This window comes from Hydrogenovibrio sp. JE_KL2, assembly GCF_009296185.1.
GTDB lineage: Bacteria > Pseudomonadota > Gammaproteobacteria > Thiomicrospirales > Thiomicrospiraceae > Hydrogenovibrio.
On the sequence record NZ_WBJR01000003.1, the window covers coordinates 94,474 to 118,916 of the forward strand.

Here is a 24,443-nt window from a genome sequence, read left to right on the forward strand (position 1 = left end):
AAAAAATATGTGGTGGCAATTTGTATGATTAGTCATACTCAGATATCGTTTCAGTAATTTTGCTACTGTACTGAAAAATATCATCTAAAGAATCAATAGCAATTTTTGTCTCAACCTTGTTTTTCATTAACCCTAGATATTTTTGTTTACCGTTAAAGTGGAATCTGCAAATTGGTTTTCTATTTTTGTCATCTAAAAGTACGCCACAATACGACTTAGTGTCTCTCATATAAATGCGATTTGCAGGTACAGCTGTTCGGGCAATTGCCTTGACAATGTTATAGGCTTCGATTTCTTCTTCCGTGGTCACAACTCCATCTTCAGAATTAATATTGCTGGAGTTTGTGTCGTTTGTTTCTAAATCATCTTTATCTTGCGACTCGGGATGGGATAGAGCATTTTCAAGTCGCTCATTGATTTTTTCACTAATAAATTGTTTTCTAGCTTTTTTAACTAACTCCTTGAATTGCTCCATGACTGATTGTGTCAGTCTTCCCGAGTAAACTTGTGAGGCAAAGAATCTTACGAATTCATCCGAAGGATTTTCTAGTTCTGCATTGAGGATTTTTTTGACTTCATTTGTATATTTAAGGTCGCTGGCGGTATTTAGGATGTTTTCAAGGTCAAATGCAGATTTTGAGAATTTTTTCAGCTCTTCAACTTCATGTTTTTCAAATTTACATATGTCAAAAGAAAAGAAAGGTTTGGAGTCCATTTGATTGGCTTTTTCTAGGTCTGTAAAGAACATATATTCTTGACCGTTAGTTAATACACCAAATCTTGCATCGGAGACAGAGAAATAACGATATAGCTGACTTGCATGGTCAGGAGATAGTTTGGCGCCGAACTTTTTGCACTCAAAAAGCATGATAATGTCATCATCCTTTTTTACGGCATAGTCAACTTTTTCACCCTTTTTAACACCGTGGTCTGTAGTAAATTCTGGCACAACCTCGAGGGGATTAAATACGTCATATCCTAAAGCCTGTATGAACGGCATTATCAGTGCGTTCTTGGTCGCTTCTTCGGTTTGAAGTGTAGAGCCAATCGCATCAATTCGTTTGGTAATTTCTAATATTCTATCGATTAAATCCATTGGTAAAACTCCGTATTTTAGTGGAGCTTTGATAATATCATGTTGATTTTAAAGATTCTATTTTTGTCTAGCAGATATAAATTAATTTAATTATAAAAAAACCCGCTTACGCGGGTTTTATCAGATGGAACAAAAATTACATTAAAAAAATCTTCACTAATTAACCGAAAGTCTATCCATAAAGTTAGGCTCATCGTCATAACCGCCCGGAATGCCTTTGGTGACAATCGCCACCGCATCGTGCGGATGCAAGCTTTCTAAGTGGTTGACGCGAATCCAGAAGTCCAAGTATTCGGTTTGTTGGCTGAACTTGTTCTGCAAGCGGCGTGCCGCGTCTTCACAGAACATCAGGTTACTGGCGTTCAAACGCGCGAATTCTTGTTCGTCTTCACGTTTTACCGTTGATTGCACCGGTGTTTGCACCGCATCTTCAATCTGGTTGATTAATGCGGAAATCGACAAAGGCGCATCTTCAGCAATCTTGACCTTAACCTGAGCATAAGAGCGCTGGCTGTGCGGCGTGGCGCAGATGCCTTCCGGTGTACCCAGCCAAGCAAGCACTTCTTGGTAATCGACTTGATCACCGGAGAATTTTTGCTCAAACGCTTCTTGAATCAGTTGGCGAGACAAGGCTGCCGAACAGGGGCAAGTGGAGGAGTAGGGTACGCTGATGCTGACTTCGCATTCAAAGTTTCCATCTTTCAGTTCACCGCGCAAAGTGGTTGGATAATGTTTCCAGCCTGAATTGTCGGATTTCAATGAACGACGTCTTTCATAGTAGTCGAAACGGAATTCGACAAAAGCGTGGTTGCTCAGTCCTTCGTGGGAGTCGATAAAGGCTTGCAATAAACCTTTGACATGTTGCGCGGATAACGGCGCTTCGGCTCCTTTTTGATCCAACAGTACATATAGGCGAGACATGTGAATGCCTTTGCTAAGTGGATCGTCAAGACTGACATAGGCTTGGACTTGTGAGGAAAGTTGGGTTGGTGTGCGTTGCTCGTTTTCGACCAGAATCGGCAGTTCAATGCCGGACATTCCGACCCAGTTTAGTTTTCCTTGAGGGTTTTCATATGGCTGACAAGCGATATCGGGCATGTTCTTCGTCATGCAATTTCCTTCGGCTTTTATGAGACCTGATTTGAGTGAGGTCTGTGTTTTTTCAAACAGTTTGTTGTGAGTAAGTCAGCACAAAGGCCTTGTAGGACTAAGTTTGAATCGCCTTCGTCGTTGAAGTTGAACGATTTTGCTGACAGCAAGCGGTGCATTATATCACTAAAAATAAAATAATTCCTGACTAAAGTGGTCGGGTATTAAATTTGTTGATTCCGGGTGAAAAGACATTCTGATAACCCGCTTTCCAGCGTGGCAATGTCCTGCTCGTTTAATGCTTGGTTGAAGATAAGTTCGAGCCGACTGTCTTGGCGCCAAGCAATGTCGGAAAGCTGGGTTTGCTGGTCAATGGTGTTGAGGTGTTGCCATTCATTCCCGGTCTTGATTAAGCCTTTTGCTCGTAGCAGATTTTTGTCCGCATCGGTGATTAAGCTGTTCAACCATGCCAGAAAATGGGTGCGGTGAAATTGCAGTTGCGGGTCAAATACCCAGCCGATGGTACTGGTGTTGCCAATGCGCATTTCCGAGCGCGTGCATAAAGGCAGTGTCGAGACAAAAGGTTGTGGGGTGCCAGCGGTTTGCTGGGCGTGTTCTTCCAGCCCGGCGATGAGAAAAAAGGGCTGTTTTGTTTGCTTAAAATCTACCAGGTTGGGGGTGTCAAGCGAAACGCTGTTTTGCAAAGAAGTGACAATGCAGTTTTCCTTAGGCGGGTAGGTGCTGTTGAGAACGGACTGCGCCGCTGCCAATTCTGCAGGTGTGGCAAGGTCATTTTTATTGACGATGAGGGTATCGGCAAGTGTGACGATGTCGCGCATAATCGCGGACTTTTGCCAGCGCTCCGGCGAGAGTTGGGCGGCGGTGACAACGCCGATAATGCCGGCCATTGAAACAAGGTCTTTGAAAGGAGGCTGTTTCAATAGGTCGATAATTTTGGCGGGGTGTCCCAGCCCGGTCGGCTCGATGAGGATGCGGTCAACCTTTTGCGCCAGCAGGGTTGATAATGCCTGTTGATAACCCTGAAATGCAGTACAGCATAGACAACCACCGGATACTTCAACTAAGGGTGAATTTTCTGAATTTTGGCTGTTTGTAAGTGCGGCGGCATCTATGCCGATTTCACCAAAGTCGTTGATGAGCAGTCCCCAAATTTCATTTTGAGGTTTGGAGCCAAGCAGATGCTGGATAAGGGTGGTTTTGCCGTTGCCCAGTAGCCCCGTGACAAGATTGACGGGGCACTTGGCGTTGGGAGCCGGTTGGTTAGAGGTCTTCACCGTCTAATAGATCGTTAATCAATTGTTCGCGTTTCATTGGGATTTCCAAACGCTCACAAATGATTTTAGCGTCGCGGTATGCATTGCCTAAACAAGTGGTCGCCCCTGGTGATGGCGTCATGTTAAAGATGATATGGTCATCTTCAGGCACGATGCTGGCCTCGCCCAGTTTAAGCTCTCTAGTGGTTTTGTCGATAACTTGTGGGCGCACACCGCCGTAGCCATCGGCATAGCAGATGTCGGAGGCTTTTAAATCCGGTAGGATTTTTTGGGCGTCTTTGACGAATAGGCGTTTGTTCAACCAAGGGACTTCAAACAGGAAGTTTTTCAAAACATAGTTACGAATGGTGCCGTCGCGCATCAAGTCCCAGAAGACTTTCAGTACTTTGCCATCCAACTTCAAGCTGCGCCAGAAATCCAGATAAGTTCCGCCGGTGTAACGTTCCAGTTTTGGCAACATTAGAGCCGTTGGTCCTAGGCGGGTTTTGTCTGGCGCGGTCAAATCTGGATCACCATGAGTGGCGGCAAACGGCAGTTTGTCGTTTTGCATGGTATAGACTTTACCGTTTAGAATTTTTGGTGCGAAGTAGAAGCTACCAGCCATCGGTAGGATAGAAAGATCCATGCCGTGCCCTAACTGGTTGGCAAGTAACAGGCTGTGTGCACCGGCTGAAACCACCACAAAGCGTGCATTGAACGTACCTTGTGCCGTTTGGCATTCATAGTGGTCGTGTTCCACTTCGACAATACGCTCGACTTCTGTGCTCAAGTAAACCTGTACGTCTTTACCGGCTTTACGTGCGCTGTCGATAAACGAGCGAGACAAGTTGCCGTAGTTGACGGCAGAGTATTCGTCGGTGCAACCGCTTGCCATGATTTTTTCAGGGCGTGGCTTGCCGTCTTTGTAGGCAACCGCTGGCTCGACTTCGGCAATGCGGTCGAAGTCCCAAAGTTCCATGTAAGGGAAGGCATCTTTGAATTCTTCATGGCGTTTTTCAAGGCGTTCACATTCTTCTTCGCCCACCGCCAAAATCATTTTCGGAAATTTGAAAAGAAAGTCGTTTTTTTCAACTTGCTTGGCATAATGCACCAGCATATTTGCGGTGTGCTTGACTTGCGTGGCTTTTGCCAGGGTGTAATTGGTTTCAATATCGCCGCAATGCAAGGTTTGGCTATTGCTGGTTGCATTGGAGTTTAGGGCGGCGATAGCGCCATATTTTTCCAGGATACAGATGCTTTTGACGTCAGTGTATTTCGCTAAGACGTAGCTCAACGCTGTACCGGTGACTCCACCGCCAACAATAACAACATCAAAATTTCGGGTGCGCATAGACTTATCCATTTCGTTGAAAAATTCAGAGCCGGGTATTATAAATCGCTTTTATGGAATTAATAAGTATTTTCTAATTTAATTTTTTGAGAGCTGTGCTTCCATCTCGTGGCAAATCTCTCTTTCTGTTTTAACGGTTCTATTTTACGACTTTTTGCAGGGCTTTTTCATAGATTACACTGCCTTTCCTTTGTCTCATAAGCTTCAAGAGCCAATAGGTCTTGTTGGCAAGATTCGACGTTGGCAAGCTGTTCTTTGAGTGTCTCTAGGTAGGAGGATGGAAGGAGTGATGTCTCCAATTGGTAATGCATCCAGGTACCTTCACGATGAGATTTCACCCAACCTGCGTTTTTCAGGTAAGCCAAATGTCTTGAAATCAAACTTTGACCCGCTTGCATCACTGCCACAAAATCACAAACACACAGGTCTTCCCGGTTGAGTAGAAGGTAAAGGATGCGCAGGCGCATCGGCTCACTCAAGGCTTTGAAAAACTGGCTGTAATCTTCAATAGATGTCATGTTTGACTCCGTATTTGAACATGAAGTTTTTGTGACTTCGCGAATATTTATTGAATATATCCGTATAAACGGATATTATGCTTTCATCCTATATTAACTATCTTAACAGAGATGAAAGATGTTTGAACAAATTGCCAGTTTTCTAGTGTATCGAGTTTTTGCTATGTCTGCCCATACGCAGGCAGCAGAGGCATTGCATTTTTTTATCATGGACTTGCTGAAAATATTTTTCATGCTGGTGGTGATTATTTATGTCATCGGTTTGTTCCGTGCATTTATCTCGACGGAGTGGATTCGCGATAAGGTGCAGGGCAAAGCGAAATGGCTGGCGAGAAGCATGGCGATAACATTGGGCAGCGTGACACCGTTTTGTTCTTGTTCTTCGGTGCCTTTATTTGTCGGGTTTGTGGAAGCGAGAATTCCGATGGGAATCACCTTTGCCTTTCTCATCGCCAGTCCGATGATCAATGAAGTCGCGGTGGTGTTGCTGTGGAGCCTACTTGGCTGGCAGGTGACCTTACTTTACGTTGCGGCAGGCTTGGTTGTGGCATACATCGGTTCAGTCGTGTTGGAGTGGTTCAAACCGGAGCGCTGGGTGGAGTCCTATGTTTGGGAATTGAAAAGTCATGGCTCGGCCGGCAGTGCGATGAACCCGAAAATGTCTTGGCAACAGCGTCACCAGTTTGCGCGTGAAGAAGTGAAAACCATCGTCGGAAGAATCTGGAAATGGGTGGTTGTCGGGATTGCATTAGGCGCGTTATTTCATGGTTATGTGCCGCAGGAATGGGTAACGACTTATTTAAGCGGTAAAGATAATTGGTGGTCAGTGCCTGCGGCGGTGTTGCTAGGCGTTCCACTGTATTCAAATGCAACGGGTGTGGTGCCGATTGTTGAGGCGATGTTGAACAAAGGCGTGCCGATTGGTACCAGCTTGGCGCTGATGATGAGTATTGCAGCCTTGTCGTTGCCTGAATTGTTGATTTTGAGAAAAGTGATTCGCTGGCCTGCATTGGCGGCTTTTGTCGGGGTACTGACGGTGGCGTTTATATTGGTCGGTTATCTGTTTAATTTTGTATTTGGTTAATTTTGTATTGGTCTTGAGAGGGTAGGTATAGCAATGAAAGACAATTTGATGGTTCGTATGATGACGTCGATGATTTTGTTTTCAATCATCATGGCGCATGTTTTCGGGCAGGTGAACCTATTTGAACTTAACTGGTTGTGGTTAGGTATCTTTGCCGCGGGCATGGGGTTACAAGCCACCTTTACCGGATGGTGCCCAAGCAACTTGGTTGGCAAGTTGTCTAAAACCGGTGAGTGTTGTCCTAGCGGTAGTTGCGAAACGACTGCGGAGAAAAAAACAGAGTCTTCTTGTTGTTCAGGTGCCGAACAAACGTCCTGCTGTGATTCAACTGCGGAGAGCGCAACAGACGGGATGGAAATCAAGGTATTGGGAACCGGTTGCGCCAACTGCGACAACACGATCAAACGTATTGAGATGGTCGCGAAAGAGATGAACATTGCGGTGAATGTCGTTGCCGTTCATGATGTAGCGAAAATTCTGGAATATGGCGTCATGTCTACGCCTGCGGTGGTAATCGCTGAAATGGTGGTGCATTCAGGGAGTGTGCCCTCCAAAGAAAAAATTCAGGAATGGTTTGAGCAAACCCCTCAAGCGTAAAATTTCATCAGACTTTCATATATTCGTCATTTATTGCTGATGGAATGTATAGGTTTTTTCTTGTACCGGAGACCGAGATGTTTAATGTTTTATTTATTTGTACCGCAAATTCAGCGAGAAGCATTATTGCGGAAGCTTTATTGAACAATGTTTCAAACGGGCGCTTTCAAGCGTTTAGCGCAGGGAGTGCTCCGTTGGGGCATGTTCACCCTAAGACACTGGAGGTGTTGAAAGGCGCGGGACTGAGCACGGAAGGACTACGTTCAAAAAGCTGGGATGAATTTTCCGGCTCAGACGCACCGCAAATGGATTTGATTATCACCGTATGTGATGCCGCAAAAGGCGAAGTTTGCCCTGTATGGCCAGGGCATCCGGCCACGGCACACTGGGGTATTGAAGATCCTTTGAGAAATGGCAATGAGGACATCAGACCTTTCCGTGAGGCTTTGCGTTATTTGGAAAACCGCATTCGCTTGTTTACCGAGCTGCCAATGGAAAAATTGGAACACCTTAAATTGCAACAACACATGGATGAAGTCGCTGCTTTGCATCATGAAGCCGCATCTTTGAAGTAATCATCCACCTGATTAAGAATAGGAAAATATCATGCAAAAAATACGCGTAGCGATCAACGGCTTCGGCCGCATGGGGCGTTTGGCGTTAAGAGAAGCCTTTGATTGGCCTCAGGTTGAGTTTGTGCACATCAATGAGATTGCCACTGACGTGGTTGGGTCGGCGCATTTGCTACATTTTGATTCGGCGCACGGGCGCTGGCACCATGAGGTGACGGCCAACCCAGAAGAGCAAACCATGGCGATTGAAGAGCAGACAATTTCTTACTCAAGCAACAAAGACATTGCGGATACCGATTGGGCGGCATTGAGTGTGGATGTGGTGATTGAAGCCACTGGTAAATTTCGCACCAAAGAAGCATTGCAGCCTTATCTTGACCAAGGTGTGAAGCAAATCATCGTTGCCGCGCCAATGAAAGAAGGTATCAAGAATATCGTCATGGGCATTAACGATGATGTCTTCGTTGCCGGGCAAGACCCGATTATCACTTCCGCTTCTTGTACCACCAACTGTATCGCGCCGGTCATCAAGGTGATGCATGAAAAGTTGGGCATCAAGCACGGGATGATTACCACCATGCATGATCGCACCAACACGCAAAAAGTAGTTGATCACGGCCATGCCGATTTGCGTCGTGCCAGAGCTTCGTTTGAATCTTTGATTCCGACTACCACGGGGTCAGCAAAAGCGATAGGGACGATTTTCCCCGAATTGAACGGGCGATTGAACGGCATTGCGGTGCGTGTCCCTTTCATGAATGCTTCCCTGACGGATTTGGTGTTGGAAATGGAGCGAGAAACTTCCGTCGAGGAAGTGAATGCCTTGTTGAAAGAAGCTTCTGAAACTTATTTGAAAGGCATTCTTGGTTTTGAAGAGCGTCCTTTGGTTTCGGTCGATTTTGAAGGTGAACCTTGTTCTTCGGTGATTGATGCACCATCGACTATGGTGGTGAACGGCACGCAAGTGAAACTGCTGGCATGGTACGACAATGAAATCGGTTATGTGTTGAGGATGATGGAGCTGGCGGTAAAAGTCGGTCAACTGAATCCTTAAGCAAAACCTTACTTACACGACATAAAATCTGCCAGGTTGGGGGGTAGCCATACCCCAACCTGGTAGATTTTGCACGGCGGAAGGCACTATGATGAAACTCTCTTCATTACAGCAATATGGCTTGGTGACTGCCAATTATTGGGCGTTTACCTTGACCGACGGTGCCATCCGCATGCTGGTGCTGCTCTATTTCAATCAACTCGGTTACTCTCCTTTCGACATTGCCCTGTTGTTCTTGCTGTATGAATTCTTCGGCGTGGTGACAAACTTAATCGGCGGTTGGCTTGGCGCGAGGCTGGGGCTGAATGTCACCATGAACCTCGGCTTGGTGCTGCAGATTATTGCCCTGATGATGTTGACGGTGGATAGCAGTTATTTGACGGTGGCTTATGTGATGGCCGCACAGGCTTTGTCCGGTATTGCCAAAGACCTCAACAAAATGTCGGCGAAAAGTTCCATCAAAAGTCTGGCATCAGATGCCAGTGGGCAGCTCTACTCATGGGTGGCATTGCTAACGGGTTCGAAAAACGCATTGAAAGGCGTTGGGTTCTTTATCGGGGCGGCGTTGCTGGAAGGCATCGGCTTCACCAATGCGCTTTATGTGTTGGTCGCCATTATTGTTTTGCCATTGGTGTTTTCCATTTTCTTGTTGGATGCGTCGCTTGGCAAAGCAAAAACCCAATCCAAATTCAGTGAAATCTTTTCTAAGTCGCAAGCCATCAACTGGTTGTCTGCGGCACGATTCTTTTTGTTTGGTGCAAGAGACATTTGGTTTGTGGTGGCATTGCCGGTCTTTTTGGAGTCGGTGTTGGGATGGTCGTTCATGGCGGTCGGAACCTTTATGGCGGCTTGGGTAATCGGTTATGGATTTGTACAAGCAATCACGCCCAAACTGACAGGCATTAAAAAAGGTAAGGCTGTCGAAGGTGGTGCGAAGCCGACATCCATGACGGCGATGAAACTGGCGGTATTGTTGGCGTTGATTCCAATCGCGATGGCGCCGTTGCTGTCATGGCATCCGCAAACGGTCATCGTAGTCGGCTTGATGATTTTTGGTATCGTGTTTGCACTCAACTCTGCGGTGCATTCTTATCTGATTGTGTCTTTTGCGGATGAAGACGGTGCATCGAAAGATGTCGGTTTTTATTACATGGCAAATGCCGGCGGGCGTTTAATCGGTACGTTATTGTCCGGTTTGACCTATCAGTTTGCAGGAATGGAAGCGAGTCTAGTGGTCTCTTCTGTGTTTGTTATGTTGGCGGCGGCGTTGGTTTTAAAAGCCAAGCCGCATGCGCTTTAGTCGATGTTAGTGATGATGTAAGCTTGAAGGGTCTACAATGGAAATTACCAGTAGAACTAAAACCAACAGGGTATAGAAAATCCCCGCTGCCCAGGCTACCCAGCTATGGAAGCCACCGACTTCTGTCATGGCATGTAATCGCTCTTCTTCAGTTTCATAACGGTTTTCGATTTGCTGTTTGAGCATGGCATAACGTTTGACGATGAAAAACGGTGCAATCCCTCCCAATACAATCATGCAGACAAAGGTGCCGAAAGGAATGAAACTGATAGCGGAGGTGATAAGAAAGGTCACTAATGCCGCTAAATAGGTTTTGCGATAAAGCAGGAAAACCCACCCACCAAAGAATCCCCACCAGCTCCAGTGCCACTGCAGGTTGGGGGAGCCCGTGACCATCATTTTTTGCAACGCTTTTTGGTAATAAGTCATTTTGGAAGGCTTTTGTACGAAAGCTTCCAGCATGGCTTGTTCGTATTGGTCGTTTGTCTCTGAGGAGTGGATGAATTCGGCTGACGTTTGACTTTCGTTTGAGGTTTCATTCGACTGCGGTTGATTCGATGTTTCCGTCATAGTAAGTATCCTGATATGATTATTTTTATAGACGAAGCTTACCATATTGCATCAAGTGTGCAAATGCCGAAAAGCGCGAAATGGTAGCGATAATCTCTATCCGTTCGTACAAAAACTTATCAATAAAGGAAGCGTGACAATGCTGGAAAGAAAACTGGAAAATGCAATCTTGATTACCGGTGCGGGACAGCGTATCGGGCGTTATTTGGCGCAGCATTTTTTGGACAAGACCGATTATCCTGTGATCTTTACTTATCGTACCGAACGCGCGGCGGTCGATGAGCTTAAGGCAGCGGGGGCATTTGGTTTTCAGGTCGATTTCACGCATCCCCATAGCTTGAAGGATTTTTGCACGGTGCTGGAAGAGGATATCCAAAGTTTACGTGCAGTGATTCACAACGCCTCTTTGTGGGTAAGTGAACAGAAGGTTGCCGAGAAAACGGAACTGATGCAGGCGATGTACGATGTGCATGTCAATGCACCTTATCGCTTGAATCAGGTTTGTCTACCTCTGCTTCAGGCTTGCCATAGTGAACAAAAGGATATCATCGCGTTGTCGGATTGCCGCACTTTGCAGGGGCAGGGCGCTTATGCCGCGTATCTCAGCAGTAAGGCAGCGCTGGAGTCTTTGATGTTGTCACACGCGCGAGCGTTTGCGCCAGAAGTAAAGGTGAATACTATTGCACCTGGGCTGGTGTGCTTCAATGAGGGTGATTCGGAGGAATATCAACAACAGCGCCTGTCAGAAAGTGCAGTTCCGAAACCGGCAGGGATGGAATCTATTTGGCAAGCCGTGAATTTTTTGATGAATAGCCCGACATCGACAGGGTCACGTATCGAAATCGGGCACTTAAAAAGTTAACGATTCTTGGTTTGCTGCATTCTCTCAGCATTGGCTTGAACTTTTTGTCTCTCCAACGCATCAGCAGCTTGATCCATGCCTTGTCTTTCCGGCCAACCGAGGGTTTGAGTCAGTAGAATGTCTGCCAAGGCATCGGTATGGTCATCTCTGGCATTCAACGCTGGAATATAACTGAACTGCTCACCGCCAGCTTCCATGAAGTACTCACGGTTTTCCTGATCGATCTCTTCAATCGTCTCCAAGCAATCCGCCGAGAAACCGGGGCAAATGACCTGAACATGTTTTACACCTTCAGACGGCAGGGATTTCATGGTGGCATCGGTATAGGGTTTGATCCACTCTTCTTTGCCAAACAGCGATTGGAAAGTCACTCTATATTCGTCAGAGTTCAACCCTAGCTCTTCCGCAACCAATCTTGATGTGACGTGGCATTCGCAATGATATGGATCGCCACCATCAAAATAGCGTTGCGGAATACCGTGGTATGACATGACCAGTAAATCAGGTTTTCCATGCTCAGCTTGGTGTTCGCGAATTGAGTTTGCCAAAGCTTTGATATAGCCGTGGTGACGGTGATACTTAGCAACAAAGCGTAATTCAGGAACCCAGCGCCAAGTCTGTATGGCTGCGGAGACGGCGTCGAAGGTAGAACCGGTTGTGGCAGCGGCGTACTGTGGGTAAAGCGGTAGCACGACCAGTTTGGTACAACCTTTTGCCGCAAGCGATTCCAGTGCCGAAGCAATGGAGGGATTGCCATAACGCATGCCCAGCGCGAACTCGACTCTGCCGCTGAAATGTGGGCGGATTTTATTGGCGATGGCTTCCAATTGCGCGTTACCAATATCCAGTAAAGGAGAACCTTCGCCATAGTGTCCCCAAACTTCTTGGTAGGCTTCAGCGGACTTCGCAGGGCGCGTGTTTAAAATAATGCCGTTTAAAATCAGTTTCCATAGCCATCTTGCTGGTGGCGGTTCAACCACGCGTGTATCCATGAGAAATTCTTTCAGATAAGGTTTTAGTGCTTCCTTGGTTGGCGCATCCGGTGTGCCTAGGTTGGTGATTAAAATGCCTACTGCTTGGTCATCACCATGTTGGAATTGAATTGGGTTGTGGTAAACCATGCTTTATCTGCTCCTGAATTTGATGTTTGGGGACTATCATAAGAAAAACTGGCAGCCATTGAAAGCACTTAAGATAAGCAATATTTGGTAAAAAAGCTGTTTTACGTTGATTCCTCAACGCTTTTTTGTTAAAAAGCTAAGCGGAACAACTGATTTTTCAAAGTCACTTCTGTCAATGCGCCTTTACGGTTATTTTGTGTCGGGCATGTTTTGACTGACTGGATGTATTTCCTCAGAAACACCTTCGATCGATTAGGAATTCCAAGCAATATCATTAGTTAAGTAAAAGGAAGAAGCATGTCAGACGTAGTTTCAGGCACTGTTAAGTGGTTTAACGACGAAAAGGGATTCGGTTTTATCGAGCAACCAGGTGGGAAAGATGTATTCGTACACTTTTCAGCTATCCAGGGTTCTGGTCGTAAAACGCTTGTTGAAGGTCAAGCGGTAACAATGCAAGTTGTTGAAGGAGCGAAAGGTCCTCAAGCGGAAAACGTTGTTCCAGCCTAACTCCCTCAGCTGCAATTTGTAGTTTCAAAGCATTTCGCTTTGTTGACGACCCCCGGTTCTGCCGGGGGTTGTTGTTTCTGGGGGGATGAAAAATGAATCCTTTATGAATTTTGCCTTCTAAACCGCCCAGTGGCGCTAAAAGCAAAGATAATAAATTTGTTATGACTTAGAATATTATCAAATGCATGATACAGGTATTTTAAAAACAGCTTTTATGAGCAACCTTATTTCTATCATTAAGCAATGAGCGAGTTCGGAATTATTCAGGTATTGGGTCTATGGTAAAGCAATTGAAATTGTGGTTTTTTCTGGCGTTGGTGGGTGTTATTGCCATTGGCGGCTACTTTTGGTTTCAGTACCGTGACCTGCATCCGTCTACTTCTGATGCCTATTTGTCAGCGAATACCGTTTACTTGAGCCCTCAAGTCGAAGGACAGGTTTCTAAAGTCTTGGTACAGTCATACCAAAGGGTCCATAAAGGACAGGTGCTGGTGCATATTGATCCAAGCAATTTCTCATTGGCATTGGCGCAAGCGCAAGCGCAGTTGACTCTGGCAAAAACTCAGGCAATATCGGCAACTGCGGATGAAAGGACTGCACGAGCCCAAGCCAGAGATGCCTTGAATGTTAAGAATTTTCAAGAAATAGATTACAAGCGCGTCAAGTCGCTCAGCAAGAAAGGGTTGGCTTCTCAGCAACAATCAGACGACAGTCTTTATAAGTTGAAAGAAGCCACCGCAAAATACGATGCTGCTGAATCAGAAATCAACTCCGCTCAGGCACGCTTGCAACAAGCCGCGGCACAAATCGAAGCGGCTCAGGTTGCCATTAACAAAGCCAAACTGAACTTGTCTTATACCGATATCAAAGCACCAACCGATGGTGTTTTGGGAGAAGTGATGGTTCAGCCGGGGCAATATGTTTCTGTTGGCGAGAAACTTTTCCCGATGGTCGAAAATGATGCGTTTTGGGTTGCGGCAAACTTCAAAGAAACCGATCTGTTACGCATTCATCCAAATCAAAAAGCGGAATTGCAACTAGATATGTATCCCGGTCATCGCTTTGAAGGGACGGTCGAATCAATCAGCCCAGCAAGTGGCGTTGCATTTTCCTTAATTCCTTCGCAAAATGCGACCGGGAATTGGGTAAAAGTGACCCAGCGTTTTCCAGTGCGTGTGCATCTGAATACCGAGAAGCTGAGTGATGAGTGGCTTCAAAAACTTCGTATTGGTGCCAGTGTCGATGTAACCATAGACACAACGCAATAATCACGGACACATCCTTATGAGCAATGCGCAAGCTCAAGTTATGGAAGGGGGCGTTGCCAAGCCCGGTGTATCGAAAGGTCTGATTTCGATTACGGTCATGTTGACGACCATTATGGTCATCTTGGATATGACCATCGTCAACGTCACGCTGCCCGATATGATGGGGGCGTTGGGTGCGACCTCCGAACAAATCACTTGGGTCCTGACGAGTTATATCGTTATCGAAGCTATTATGATTCCGGTCACCGGGTTTTTCGTCAGAATGTTTGGGCGAAAGCGACTGATGCTGATCAGTATTGTCGGGTTTCTGGTGACTTCAGCCTTGTGTGGGCAGGCCGACAGTTTGGCGGAAATGGTCGTGTTCCGACTGCTTCAAGGCTTCTTCGGCGCCCCTGTCGTGCCTATGTCTCAATCCATTATGGTTGATACTTTCCCCAAGGAAGAGCGTGGTAAAGCCATGGCGCTTTGGGGAGTAGGGATTATGATTGCGCCAGTTCTCGGGCCAACTCTTGGCGGCTTTATTACGGAACATCTGAATTGGCGTTGGGTTTTTTATATGAACCTTCCGGTTGGCATCATTAATGTCGTGATGGTGTGGATGCTACTCCAATTCGAACCTACACATAAAGTGAGTGCTGATTGGTTGGGTGCTCTTTTCATGGCACTGGGGATCGGTTCTTTCCAGTTGATGCTGGACAGAGGTAATCAGGAAAACTGGTTTGACTCGTCCTTTATTCTTTTACTGTCGGTGATCAGTTTCTTGGCGATAATTGCCTTCATATTGCGATCCTGGGGGCGAGAGAACAGTATCGTCAATCTGGCTGTTCTTAAAGACCGGAATCTCGCGACCTCCTGCTTTATGATGTTCACCTTCGGTTTGGGACTGTTCGGTACGATTGCCTTGCAGCCGTTGATGTTAGAGGACTTATTCGGCTATAACGCACAGACTGCTGGGCTGGTGATGGCCCCGAGAGGCATTGCTTCCGCAGTGGGAATGTTCGCCATTTCGCGTTTTATTAATAAAGTGGATCTGCGCTTGATTATCTTGGCAGGTTTTCTATTTGCTTCCAGCGGTACCTATTTGTTCACGACCGTCAGTTTGGATGCGGCAGAAATTGATTTCATTATTCCGAGTATTGTCCAAGGTTTGGGAATGGGGATGATTTTTGTACCCTTATCGACACTGGCCTATGAAACCCTTCCTAAAGCGGAAACCAGTCAGGCGGCGGGCATCTACAATCTCTCAAGAACACTGGGAAGTTCGGTGGGGATCTCAATTGTGATTACCGTTTTGAATCATGCTGACAGAATGAGTCAACAGGGGCTAAGCGCACATATCGTACCGGAAAATCCAGAGGTAAGCCGGTGGTTGGCATTGCAAGGTATGAGTTTATCCAACCTGCAACCGGCGGTACAAAAGTTGGCAGATGAATTAAATCGTCAAGCGCTGATGGTAGCTTTTATGGATACCTTTTGGGTGGTGATGATGAGCTTTGTGGTGTTGATGCCACTATTGCTCATCATTCGGCGAAATAAAAATGCGGCCTAGTTCAAATGCTTGGTCTGTTGGCCGATATTGAACTTTTTCATACTGTCGAGCAATTCATCCGAGGCATGTCGCACTTGTTCAACCGTTGAGAAAGTTTCCTCTACCAACGCCGCATTTTGCTGCGTGATGCTATCAATGCTTGATATTGCATTGTTGACCTCGGAAATCCCTTTCGACTGCTCTGCAGACGCCTGAGAAATATCGTTCACGACTTTTTGCAGTGCTCCGGTTTTCTCCGTTATCTGTTCAAGTTGCTGGTTGACCATGTCGACTTTATTGACACCACTATCTACAGCAATGGCGGTTTTCTCGATGAGTTGACTGATTTCTTTCGCAGCGTCTGCAGACTTGCCTGCTAGACTTCTAACTTCACCTGCCACAACCGCAAACCCACGGCCATGTTCACCAGCACGTGCGGCTTCTACCGCAGCGTTCAACGCCAATAGGTTGGTTTGGAAGGAAATGCTATCTATCAAACTGGTGATGCTTTGAATCTGCTCGGAAGCCGTTTTAATGTCCGTCATTGCTGTTTGAGTTTCCTGCATGACTTTGTTAGCGTTTTGTAATGCTTTTCCTTGCTCGTTGGCGATGGTGGCAGCTTCTTGGGTAGACTCAAGGTTTTGGTGTACTTGAGAGGCGGTTTCTTCCATTGCCGCGGACGTTTCTTCCAAGGAAGCGGCTTGCTCTTGGGTACGATCATTCAAAGATTCAGTTCCAGAGGCAACAGACGCAACCGATGAAGAAACAGATTGTGCGATATTGATGATACCCGAGACGGTTGAACGTAAATCCGTAATCGATTGGTTGATAGCTTGTTTGGCTTCATCAATAGCGTATTCATATTCATTGTTGATGGGATGAGTAAAGTCACCATCTGCGATACGCTGTGCAGCAGAAACAATATCGGCAAACCCGGCATTTAAACGAGTCATGGATTCGTTGATGGTGTTGGCGAGTTTTTCAATGTCTCCACGGGCGGAAACCGAAACGGTTTCGTTGAAGTTTCCGCGTCTGGCCATTTCCATGACACGAGAGATTTCGGCAAAGACACCAGATAGTGTGGACATGGTGCTCAAACAATCATCAATGACGCGGTGATAAGCGCCTTTCAAATTGTTTTGGTGTTGATTGCCAAAATCACCGTTTTTCAAATCCTGCATGACACTTTCGATTTGTGCAAAGGTCTGTTTTAAGCCTGTAGTTGTGTTGTTAACGGAATCTTTCAATAAGCCGAAATCGGATTGTAGTGGGTAGGTGATTTGACGCTCAAGTTGACCTTCCTCAATCTCTTTCAATGACATGGAAGTTTCTGAAATGGCAAATTGCGTTAGCATGGCTTGCTGGTTGTATGCAGCGCCCATTTGCGCGACTTCGTTTTTACCGTAAGAGTCCAGTCGAAGGAAAAGATCGGATTCTTTTACCGCTTCGTTAATGGCATTTTTCGATTTTCTCAAAGGTAGGCTAATAAAGAAAATCATGAAACTGACGAAGGCAAATATTGCGATAGCAAGCATTGTTAAAGAAATCAAAAAGCCCTTTTCAATTGGGGCATAAATTCCCTCAAGTTGTTTATGCATTGTTTCGGCGTCTTCAGAAACAATAGAATAGCCGATGACCTTTTTGTTTTGGTTTTCTATCGGGATGGCAGTATGGAGATAGCCGTTATGCAACCAGGTTTGACGCTTGATGAGTTCGGAAATCGGGACATCTTTCAGTAAATCGATTTGAGCTGCTTCCGACTTTGAAGAGCGTCCTTTATGACCGACGACATAGTGACCGCCGTTTCCGATAGCTTTGTTGTCAGCGTTGCTACCAATATTGCCGCCGAGCGACGCTACAAACTCTTTATTGAGAATAGGGGTATAAAGAAGGTTATCTTTCAGCAGTTGGCGGCGAACAGAACCGGTACCTTGGATTAATTCTACTGAACCACGGTATCGTCCGTCGACATCAAATACCGGAGTCAGCGAGCGGAACCCAATTCCCTTTTCGCCCAACTCGAAGATGGTTTTTATTTTGGGGTTTTGCGTCTGTTGACTAATGTAGTCACGATTGTTTTCATTTATCTCATGTTGATCTTTTCCATGCCAAGAGCGGAAGAAAGAAATCCCTTTGTCATCGGTGATGTCGATTCTGATGTTTTTAAAGGTTGTGCGCTCTGCAAAGAAAGGCTTCAAGTCGGAGAAATAATTAACCAATGCGGGGACATCTTTGTTCAATACAGCTGTTCTAACTTCAGGGTTGACTAATAGTCCTGTTACGATAGATTCACCGACATTTTTTTTGCTGATGAATAGATTCTCAATGGTGGTATGGGTTTTAGTGTTGTAGTCTGCAATGGTTTGACTTTTGACCTTTTCTTTCTGAGTGACTTCATTGAAATACAAAAATGTCACGCTAGCTAGAGCAAAAACCACTGAGAAAATCATCATCAATTGGCTCGCTTCAAAACGATATAGCCCCAAGCTATTCATGATGAAATAAGACCAACGTTTGATTAGTTGTCCTTCTTTGATTAATAGAGAGCCGTTTGTCAGGTTGTTGTAGATTTTTTCGACTTTTGGTATGTTTTGGACGTCTAGAAGACGTTTAATGGACGTGTAACCTTGGTATTCGCCGTTCTCGAAAAAGGGTAAACAGCTCATTTCTGTCCAATATTCTTCACCGGATTTCTTAGCTTCGTGCGCATAAAAATAGTAAGGCTTGCCGGAACGCAATGTTTTGCCCATGTCGTCGATTAAACTATCGGGATACGGTTTGAGAAGGAAGGAAACATGTTGACCGAGAAGTTCATCTTTGCTGTAACCAGTCCACTTGAGGTAATCCTGGTTCAATTCGGTAATGTTACCTTCAGTATCAACTCTGAGTACCAAACGATAATTTTGATCATCCATTTTATGCATGCCTAAACCTCTCTGTTTTTATCTTTTTTATCTTCTTATATTTATTAAGTTTTATTACGTAATGATGGTTTGCTTTGCTTGGCATGTCAAGGCGGAGTCACTTTATGGGGAGGAATAGAGCCTTTTAATAAAGGGGTGCGTATGAGGATAGGTGCCTGTAGCTGGTGATTCATTTCCATACTGAACTTGAATCTTTTATAATAGCTTCGCTTTTAAACAAGCGCCCATAGCTCAGCTGGATAGAGCGTTCCCCTCCGGAGGGAAAGGCCGGGAGTTCGAATCTTCTTGGGCGCGCCATTTTCCTTCTAGAATACTTTTCGGTTTTATCTATACTTTGGGTTCCGCTTTGGGTTTGTCTAAAAGACACCCTTGAGAGTAATCAATACTGTGGTTCCATTTCCAGTTTTCAATCAAACATTCCAAAACCTTTGATGTATGGATATCTTGCATGTTGAGGTTAATCCTGAAGTGATTTTGAGATTTAGCCAAAGCAACAAATACATGCCGAATGATGATTTGAGTGGTGGCACTATACAAGCGTGCTCTTTGGTGATATCTAGGAACATAAATGGTCCTATGATCTTTTATTAATGCGTTTTGAACCGTACTAGAGATTCATGCTTATGGATCAGTGAGCCATCAGCTTAATTAAGTGCACTTATTTAAGCTCTAAAGCATTTCCTATCGCTTTTTTGGTGAATATTTTCACTCTTATTAAGATAATCCTACTACGAGTTTTTGTGGTTTGCTACCCTCTAGGATCAGTGTTTGGATGTTATTTTTTTATAATAAGATAAACCCCAGTTAGGGCAACAATAGCTCTAAACCAGTCTTCGTGTAAAAACGAAGGAAGATCTAAGTTAGTGGTGAAAGCCGCGGCACCAATCAACAGCAATCCTATCCAGCGGCGGTGCTCTGCTTTGCGCTGTTTTTCCATTTGTTGCTGTACCTTTTCAAGCTTTTCGGCAGTTTGCTGAAAATCGGCATGGGCAAGCTTGCTCAAGCTGGCATGCAGCAATCCTGGAAGAGCCGGTGCCTGCTCAATCCAGTAGGGAAGGTTGGCTTTGGTGTTCTTGATAAGGCTTTTGAGGCCAACGCGCTCTTGCATCCAATCTTCCAAGAAAGGTTTCGCGGTATCCCATAAATCCAGTTCATCGTCTAATTGACGCCCCAGACCTTCAATATTCAGTAGAGTCTTTTGCAGTAATACCAACTGTGGTTGTACTTCCATACCAAAGCGTCGAGCAGTCTGAAATAGACGCATCAAGAACAAGCCGAATGAAATTTCTTTTAAAGGTCTGTCCCAGATCGGTTCGCAGACGGAACGAATGGCGGATTCAAGCTCATTGACACGAGTATCTCTTGGCACCCATTCCGACTCAATGTGCAGTTCGGAAACGCGAAGGTAATCGCGATTGAAAAATGCCAGAAAGTTCTCTGCTAGATAACGCTGGTCTTCGGGGGTGAGTGTACCCATGATGCCGAAGTCGATAGCCGCATAACGGCCGTCCGGCAACACGAAGATGTTCCCCGGATGCATATCTGCATGGAAGAAATTGTGTTTGAAAACCTGAGTGAAGAAAATGGTGACGCCTTTGGCGGACAAGTCGGTCAAGTCGACACCGGCTTCAAGTAGTTTGTCGGTATCAGAAATGCGGATGCCGTAGATACGTTCCATGGTCATGACATGGTCGTTAGTATGTGACCAATAGATTTCGGGAACATAAAGTAAGTCGGAGTTTTCGAAGTTACGACGTAATTGGGCTGCGTTGGAGGCTTCACGCATCATGTCGAGTTCATCGAGCAATGTTTTCTCAAACTCGGCAACCACTTCTGTCGGATGTAGACGTCGCGATTCCTTAATGGCGGCTTCCAGTAGTTGTGCCAGGGAGCGTAAAATCGAGACGTCTTGTTCAATCACCGGTTTGATGTCAGGGCGCACGACCTTCACAACCACTTCGGTGCCATCCAGTAATGTGGCGGCGTGTACCTGTGCGATAGAGGCAGATGCCATCGGCACCGGGTCAAAGCTTGCATAAGCCTCGGCAATAGAGCGCTTTAACCCTTTTTCGATGATTTCAATTGAGTGTTGTTCATCAAAAGGAGGGCAGTCGTCCTGCAGTTTGCGCAATTCGACGGAAATATCTTCCGGTAGTAGATCCTTACGCGTGGAAAGCGCCTGACCGAATTTAATGAAAATAGGCCCCAACTCTTCCAAAGCAAGACGAATGCGTTCGCCGCGAGGTGCTTTGGAGCGTGAACGCCAGTTCCACGGCAGGATGCCGTTGATAAGCGTGAACCATTCGTATTTCGTGTTGGCAAACAGTAAATGGTCTATACGGTAATAGGTTAAGACGCGATTGATTTTAATCAGTCGTTTGAACTGTTTGAAAGGTGTTTTGATAAAAGAAAGCATACGAAAAGTTTATTTTGGGGTTGAATGGATTAGCGCATCGACTCTTGCAGACAGAGCGTCAACGTCATCGGCAAGGTCTTCCACTTCCTGATTGAAGTGACAAACTTGGAGTTTGGTCGGTAGCAGGTTGATTTCAAATTGCAGGTATTCTTTCAGCGTGACGCCAGCTTTCTGCTTTGCCGCTTTGAAGTTTTGCTTGGTACTGCGTGCAGTTTGGCTGATGTTGAAAGCGATGAAGTCTCCAGTGAAATGGGAAAGTTGTTCTTCCCAGTCGATGTCGATGGTGTAGAGCGCTGCCAGGAACGCGGAACCAAGAGGGCTTTCTGTTTCTGTGGTACGGCGTAGCCAGTCAACCAAGGTGGTTTTGATATGTGTATCGGCACTGCCCATTAAATGAGCCTGCACGGTGAAGTGCCCCAACCTGGTAGATTTTTCATCTTTTGCCGCATCCAGTTGGTAAATGATAAAGAAGGTCAATTTCAAGTCGGTGAAAGTCAGCTGGATCACTTTTTCATCCAGCATTTGAAAGCCGATGCCCTGCATTTCATCCATGGCGACCGATTGGTTCAAGATGGTTTCAAAAATCTTGGCAAGCGTGGTGGATGTCCATTGCTTGGTCGCATCGATACCTTGTGTGTTGTCTTGCAGGTTTTCCGTGCTCATGTGTGTGACCTCTTCAATATTTCCAGCCGCGATGGAGTGCGACAATACCTTCACTCATGTTCAAGTATTCAGCTTTATCGAAGCCGGCATCCAGCATCATTTGTTTTAAGGTTTCCTGGTCAGGATGCATACGAATGGATTCGGCAAGATATTGGTAACTGGCTTCATCCTTGGCGATCCATTTCCCCATTTTAGGCAGAATATTGAAGGAATAGAAGTCATAAGCTTTCGCCATCATCGGTTGTGTGACTTTAGAAAATTCCAATACCATCATTTGCCCACCGGGCTTCAGCACACGGTAGATTTCTGCCAAAGCCTTATCTTTGTTGGTGACGTTACGTAGACCGAAAGCCATGGTGACAAGGTCGAAAGTGTTGTCTGGAAAAGTCAGGGCTTCGGCATTGGTGATGGCATATTCGACATTGCCGATAATGCCTTCGTTGGTTAAGCGATCACGGCCGACACGCACCATGTTTTCGTTGATGTCTGCCAGCACAACTTTACCGCTTTTACCGACACGTTTTGCAAAGGCTTTGGTGAGGTCGCCGGTGCCGCCAGCCAAATCTAGAACGGTTTTGCCGGGGCGAATGCCGCTTAGTTCGATGGTATGTTTTTTCCACAGGCGATGGACGCCGAAAGACATGACATCGTTCATTAAATCATAGTTTTCTGCAACGGAGTCGAACACGCCTTTGACGTGTTTGACCTTTTCCTCAAGAGGCACTTTGCTGAAGCCGAAATCAATGGTGCGTTCCGATTGAGAGCTGTTAGTGTTGTTCATAAGTTTTGCCTCTAAGTGTTTTTACAGCAAGTCTGAAACATGGGTTTCCATGTCTGGATGCTTATGCCCGGCGGCAAGCAGTTTTTGTAAATAAGTCTGCCAATAGCTATCGTAGTTTTTGCCTAGGTCGTAAAGGGTTTCCCAGCTGTAAATACCGGTATCATGCCCATCGTCAAAATGCAGTTTGACGGCATAGTTGCCTACCGGCGTAATGGCGTCGATATTGACGTTTTGTTTGCCGACTTGCAAGACTTCCTGCCCCGGGCCATGTCCTGTCACTTCCGCCGACTGCGAATAGACGCGCAAGTATTCGCACGGCAGTTCAAACGTCTCGCCAGTGTTGAAGGTGATGACCAACTTGCGAGATTTTTGCTGCAGTTTGATTTCTATCGGCTGATGCATTGGCGCTACTGGTTTCTATTGAGTCGTAATACCGGACATTCTATAGGATATATTGCGACAAGTCTTGGTCTTGTGCCAAGTCGCCCAAACGCGCTTCAACGAAATCTCGGTCAATCATGATTTGCTGACCATTGTTGTCCGGCGCATTAAAGGAAACTTCTTCCAATAAATGTTCCATAACGGTATGTAAACGACGCGCACCGATGTTTTCGGTGGTTTCATTCACTTGGAAAGCGATTTCCGCCAAACGCTGAATGCCGGATTCGGAAAACTCGATGTTCACCCCTTCGGTCTGTAGCAAAGCAATCGCCTGTTTTGTCAGTGCGGCTTTAGGTTCCGTCAGGATGCGGACGAAGTCTTCCACTTTCAAAGATTGCAATTCAACGCGAATCGGCAAGCGCCCTTGCAGTTCAGGAATCAAATCGGATGGCTTTGACAAATGGAATGCGCCGGATGCAATGAACAGAATATGATCTGTTTTCACCATGCCGTATTTTGTAGAAACGGTTGACCCCTCAATCAAAGGTAACAGGTCTCTTTGAACCCCTTCGCGAGAGACATCACCGCCTGAACCGCTTTCATGACGCTTGGCAACTTTATCAATTTCGTCGATGAAGACGATGCCTTGCTGTTCAACACTTTCTACCGCTTTGGCTTTAATGTCTTCCAAATCAATCAGGTGTGAAGCCGCTTCTTCGGTAAGGATACGCATGGCTTGTTTAATGGGCAGTTTGCGCTTTTGTTTTTTGCCTCGGTTCATGCCTTCGAGCATGTCCTGAAGTTGGCTAGTCATTTCTTCCATACCTGGCGCGCCCATGATTTCTACATGAGGAGAGCGGGCTTCCAAGTCGATTTCTATTTCTTTGTCATTTAGCTCACCTTCGCGCAAACGCTTGCGGAACTTTTGACGGGTTTCTGCCATATTGTCATAGCTTTCAGATTCGTGTCCGCGAGCTGGGGGCAACAAGGTGTCCAGAATTTGGTTTTCGGCAATGTCGGCAGCTTGGCTTTGAACACATACCATTTCTTGTTCGCGAACCATCTTGACGGCACTTTCAACCAAGTCTTTGATAATGGAATCCACTTCGCGACCAACATAGCCGACTTCCGTGTATTTGGTTGCTTCAACCTTGATAAAAGGCGCATTCGCCAGTTTTGCAAGGCGACGAGCGATTTCGGTTTTACCGACACCCGTCGGTCCAATCATCAGGATGTTTTTCGGAGTCACTTCCTGACGAAGCTCTTCCGAAAGTTGCGAGCGTCTCCAACGATTACGCAATGCGATGGCGACGGATTTCTTGGCATCATTTTGCCCGATAATGTGGTGATCTAACTCATGGACGATTTCTTTTGGTGTCATCATTTTGCTTGAAGCTTCCTTCATTCATTATCTTGAGGTTGATTTATGCTTAGCCATCGTTGGCAACCGACATCTGTAGACTCAGTTTGCAGAAGTCATTTAGTTT

Annotated in this window: 21 protein-coding genes, 1 tRNA gene and 2 pseudogenes; 10 read left to right on the plus strand and 14 right to left on the minus strand. The window is 45.9% G+C overall.

Annotation, left to right across the window (positions count from 1 at the left end):
- Positions 1-28 precede the first annotated feature (28 nt).
- The 5 genes from F8R13_RS06505 to F8R13_RS06525 all read right to left on the minus strand — a co-directional run bounded on the left by F8R13_RS06505 (position 29) and on the right by F8R13_RS06525 (position 5,328).
- On the minus strand, positions 29-1,096 hold the full coding sequence (locus F8R13_RS06505) for a type I restriction endonuclease (RefSeq protein ID WP_152832819.1): 1,068 nt from the start codon (positions 1,094-1,096) through the stop codon (positions 29-31).
- A 156-nt stretch (positions 1,097-1,252) separates the two neighbouring features.
- Positions 1,253-2,206: a GTP cyclohydrolase FolE2 gene (folE2, locus tag F8R13_RS06510; protein WP_152832821.1), complete on the minus strand. Its 954-nt coding sequence runs from the start codon at positions 2,204-2,206 to the stop codon at positions 1,253-1,255.
- Between the two features lie 203 nt (positions 2,207-2,409).
- A complete protein-coding gene (locus F8R13_RS11820; protein WP_152832823.1) occupies positions 2,410-3,480 on the minus strand; it encodes a GTP-binding protein in 1,071 nt (356 codons plus the stop codon).
- Positions 3,467-4,810: an FAD-dependent oxidoreductase gene (locus tag F8R13_RS06520; RefSeq protein WP_152832825.1), complete on the minus strand. Its 1,344-nt coding sequence runs from the start codon at positions 4,808-4,810 to the stop codon at positions 3,467-3,469. Before F8R13_RS06520 ends, F8R13_RS11820 begins: the two co-directional genes overlap by 14 nt.
- Before the next feature lie 167 nt (positions 4,811-4,977).
- Positions 4,978-5,328: a metalloregulator ArsR/SmtB family transcription factor gene (locus F8R13_RS06525; protein WP_152832827.1), complete on the minus strand. Its 351-nt coding sequence runs from the start codon at positions 5,326-5,328 to the stop codon at positions 4,978-4,980.
- Between the two features lie 118 nt (positions 5,329-5,446).
- Between F8R13_RS06525 and F8R13_RS06530 the strand changes: the two genes are divergently transcribed.
- The 5 genes from F8R13_RS06530 to arsJ all read left to right on the plus strand — a co-directional run bounded on the left by F8R13_RS06530 (position 5,447) and on the right by arsJ (position 9,935).
- Positions 5,447-6,412 carry a permease gene (locus F8R13_RS06530; protein ID WP_152832829.1) on the plus strand — a complete coding sequence of 322 codons (966 nt, stop codon included), beginning with the start codon at positions 5,447-5,449 and terminating at the stop codon, positions 6,410-6,412.
- Between the two features lie 33 nt (positions 6,413-6,445).
- Positions 6,446-7,009 (plus strand): thioredoxin family protein, encoded by a 564-nt coding sequence (locus F8R13_RS06535; RefSeq protein WP_152832831.1) that lies wholly within the window; start codon positions 6,446-6,448, stop codon positions 7,007-7,009.
- 77 nt (positions 7,010-7,086) lie between these two features.
- Positions 7,087-7,584: an arsenate reductase ArsC gene (locus tag F8R13_RS06540; RefSeq protein WP_253806381.1), complete on the plus strand. Its 498-nt coding sequence runs from the start codon at positions 7,087-7,089 to the stop codon at positions 7,582-7,584.
- Between the two features lie 31 nt (positions 7,585-7,615).
- On the plus strand, positions 7,616-8,635 hold the full coding sequence (locus F8R13_RS06545) for an ArsJ-associated glyceraldehyde-3-phosphate dehydrogenase (protein WP_152832835.1): 1,020 nt from the start codon (positions 7,616-7,618) through the stop codon (positions 8,633-8,635).
- Between the two features lie 91 nt (positions 8,636-8,726).
- Positions 8,727-9,935 carry an organoarsenical effux MFS transporter ArsJ gene (arsJ, locus tag F8R13_RS06550; RefSeq protein WP_152833263.1) on the plus strand — a complete coding sequence of 403 codons (1,209 nt, stop codon included), beginning with the start codon at positions 8,727-8,729 and terminating at the stop codon, positions 9,933-9,935.
- Between the two features lie 6 nt (positions 9,936-9,941).
- On the opposite strand, the gene F8R13_RS06555 is transcribed toward arsJ, so the two are convergent.
- On the minus strand, positions 9,942-10,505 hold the full coding sequence (locus F8R13_RS06555) for a DUF2628 domain-containing protein (protein ID WP_172967719.1): 564 nt from the start codon (positions 10,503-10,505) through the stop codon (positions 9,942-9,944).
- 139 nt (positions 10,506-10,644) lie between these two features.
- On the opposite strand from F8R13_RS06555, the gene folM reads away from it, so the two are divergent.
- Positions 10,645-11,367 (plus strand): dihydromonapterin reductase, encoded by a 723-nt coding sequence (gene folM, locus F8R13_RS06560; protein WP_152832839.1) that lies wholly within the window; start codon positions 10,645-10,647, stop codon positions 11,365-11,367.
- On the opposite strand, the gene hemH is transcribed toward folM, so the two are convergent.
- Entirely contained in the window at positions 11,364-12,488 is a 1,125-nt protein-coding gene (gene hemH / locus F8R13_RS06565; RefSeq protein ID WP_152832841.1) for a ferrochelatase, read from the minus strand. The two genes, folM and hemH, sit on opposite strands and share 4 nt — an antisense overlap.
- A gap of 297 nt (positions 12,489-12,785) precedes the next feature.
- Between hemH and F8R13_RS06570 the strand changes: the two genes are divergently transcribed.
- From F8R13_RS06570 to F8R13_RS06580, 3 genes are all read left to right on the plus strand, one after another.
- Entirely contained in the window at positions 12,786-12,995 is a 210-nt protein-coding gene (locus F8R13_RS06570) for a cold-shock protein (protein ID WP_029912515.1), read from the plus strand.
- A 278-nt stretch (positions 12,996-13,273) separates the two neighbouring features.
- Entirely contained in the window at positions 13,274-14,263 is a 990-nt protein-coding gene (locus F8R13_RS06575) for an HlyD family secretion protein (protein ID WP_152832843.1), read from the plus strand.
- A gap of 16 nt (positions 14,264-14,279) precedes the next feature.
- Positions 14,280-15,812 carry a DHA2 family efflux MFS transporter permease subunit gene (locus F8R13_RS06580; protein ID WP_216642607.1) on the plus strand — a complete coding sequence of 511 codons (1,533 nt, stop codon included), beginning with the start codon at positions 14,280-14,282 and terminating at the stop codon, positions 15,810-15,812.
- On the opposite strand, the pseudogene F8R13_RS11825 reads toward F8R13_RS06580, so the two are convergent.
- A pseudogene (locus F8R13_RS11825) lies at positions 15,809-16,336 on the minus strand (methyl-accepting chemotaxis protein); the annotation flags it as partial. The gene F8R13_RS06580 and the pseudogene F8R13_RS11825 sit on opposite strands and share 4 nt — an antisense overlap.
- Positions 16,337-18,409: 2,073 nt before the next feature.
- Positions 18,410-18,715, minus strand: a pseudogene (locus tag F8R13_RS11830) (PAS domain-containing protein); the annotation flags it as partial.
- Between the two features lie 220 nt (positions 18,716-18,935).
- On the opposite strand from F8R13_RS11830, the gene F8R13_RS06590 reads away from it, so the two are divergent.
- A tRNA-Arg gene (locus F8R13_RS06590) sits at positions 18,936-19,012 on the plus strand.
- Between the two features lie 478 nt (positions 19,013-19,490).
- Here the strand turns inward: F8R13_RS06590 and ubiB are convergent.
- The 5 genes from ubiB to hslU are packed head-to-tail and all read right to left on the minus strand — an operon-like array spanning position 19,491 to position 24,340.
- Entirely contained in the window at positions 19,491-21,131 is a 1,641-nt protein-coding gene (gene ubiB, locus F8R13_RS06595) for a ubiquinone biosynthesis regulatory protein kinase UbiB (protein ID WP_152832847.1), read from the minus strand.
- Positions 21,132-21,140: 9 nt separating this feature from the next.
- Positions 21,141-21,794, minus strand: coding sequence for an SCP2 domain-containing protein (locus F8R13_RS06600; protein ID WP_152832848.1), 654 nt, complete (start codon positions 21,792-21,794; stop codon positions 21,141-21,143).
- Positions 21,795-21,807: 13 nt separating this feature from the next.
- Entirely contained in the window at positions 21,808-22,575 is a 768-nt protein-coding gene (gene ubiE, locus F8R13_RS06605) for a bifunctional demethylmenaquinone methyltransferase/2-methoxy-6-polyprenyl-1,4-benzoquinol methylase UbiE (protein ID WP_152832850.1), read from the minus strand.
- A gap of 21 nt (positions 22,576-22,596) precedes the next feature.
- On the minus strand, positions 22,597-22,977 hold the full coding sequence (locus F8R13_RS06610; protein ID WP_152832852.1) for a gamma-butyrobetaine hydroxylase-like domain-containing protein: 381 nt from the start codon (positions 22,975-22,977) through the stop codon (positions 22,597-22,599).
- 40 nt (positions 22,978-23,017) lie between these two features.
- On the minus strand, positions 23,018-24,340 hold the full coding sequence (gene hslU, locus F8R13_RS06615; RefSeq protein ID WP_152833267.1) for an ATP-dependent protease ATPase subunit HslU: 1,323 nt from the start codon (positions 24,338-24,340) through the stop codon (positions 23,018-23,020).
- Between the last annotated feature and the right edge of the window lie 103 nt (positions 24,341-24,443).

What these genes read in the sequence shown, in the direction of transcription:
- F8R13_RS06505 (WP_152832819.1), bottom strand. Translation starts at nt 1,096, where the DNA reads ATGGATTTAATCGATAGAATATTAGAAATTACCAAACGAATTGATGCG.
- folE2 (WP_152832821.1), bottom strand. Translation starts at nt 2,206, where the DNA reads ATGACGAAGAACATGCCCGATATCGCTTGTCAGCCATATGAAAACCCT.
- F8R13_RS06520 (WP_152832825.1), bottom strand. Translation starts at nt 4,810, where the DNA reads ATGCGCACCCGAAATTTTGATGTTGTTATTGTTGGCGGTGGAGTCACC.
- F8R13_RS06525 (WP_152832827.1), bottom strand. Translation starts at nt 5,328, where the DNA reads ATGACATCTATTGAAGATTACAGCCAGTTTTTCAAAGCCTTGAGTGAG.
- F8R13_RS06530 (WP_152832829.1), top strand. Translation starts at nt 5,447, where the DNA reads ATGTTTGAACAAATTGCCAGTTTTCTAGTGTATCGAGTTTTTGCTATG.
- F8R13_RS06535 (WP_152832831.1), top strand. Translation starts at nt 6,446, where the DNA reads ATGAAAGACAATTTGATGGTTCGTATGATGACGTCGATGATTTTGTTT.
- F8R13_RS06540 (WP_253806381.1), top strand. Translation starts at nt 7,087, where the DNA reads ATGTTTAATGTTTTATTTATTTGTACCGCAAATTCAGCGAGAAGCATT.
- F8R13_RS06545 (WP_152832835.1), top strand. Translation starts at nt 7,616, where the DNA reads ATGCAAAAAATACGCGTAGCGATCAACGGCTTCGGCCGCATGGGGCGT.
- arsJ (WP_152833263.1), top strand. Translation starts at nt 8,727, where the DNA reads ATGAAACTCTCTTCATTACAGCAATATGGCTTGGTGACTGCCAATTAT.
- F8R13_RS06555 (WP_172967719.1), bottom strand. Translation starts at nt 10,505, where the DNA reads ATGACGGAAACATCGAATCAACCGCAGTCGAATGAAACCTCAAACGAA.
- folM (WP_152832839.1), top strand. Translation starts at nt 10,645, where the DNA reads ATGCTGGAAAGAAAACTGGAAAATGCAATCTTGATTACCGGTGCGGGA.
- hemH (WP_152832841.1), bottom strand. Translation starts at nt 12,488, where the DNA reads ATGGTTTACCACAACCCAATTCAATTCCAACATGGTGATGACCAAGCA.
- F8R13_RS06570 (WP_029912515.1), top strand. Translation starts at nt 12,786, where the DNA reads ATGTCAGACGTAGTTTCAGGCACTGTTAAGTGGTTTAACGACGAAAAG.
- F8R13_RS06575 (WP_152832843.1), top strand. Translation starts at nt 13,274, where the DNA reads ATGGTAAAGCAATTGAAATTGTGGTTTTTTCTGGCGTTGGTGGGTGTT.
- F8R13_RS06580 (WP_216642607.1), top strand. Translation starts at nt 14,280, where the DNA reads ATGAGCAATGCGCAAGCTCAAGTTATGGAAGGGGGCGTTGCCAAGCCC.
- ubiB (WP_152832847.1), bottom strand. Translation starts at nt 21,131, where the DNA reads ATGCTTTCTTTTATCAAAACACCTTTCAAACAGTTCAAACGACTGATT.
- F8R13_RS06600 (WP_152832848.1), bottom strand. Translation starts at nt 21,794, where the DNA reads ATGAGCACGGAAAACCTGCAAGACAACACACAAGGTATCGATGCGACC.
- ubiE (WP_152832850.1), bottom strand. Translation starts at nt 22,575, where the DNA reads ATGAACAACACTAACAGCTCTCAATCGGAACGCACCATTGATTTCGGC.
- F8R13_RS06610 (WP_152832852.1), bottom strand. Translation starts at nt 22,977, where the DNA reads ATGCATCAGCCGATAGAAATCAAACTGCAGCAAAAATCTCGCAAGTTG.
- hslU (WP_152833267.1), bottom strand. Translation starts at nt 24,340, where the DNA reads ATGATGACACCAAAAGAAATCGTCCATGAGTTAGATCACCACATTATC.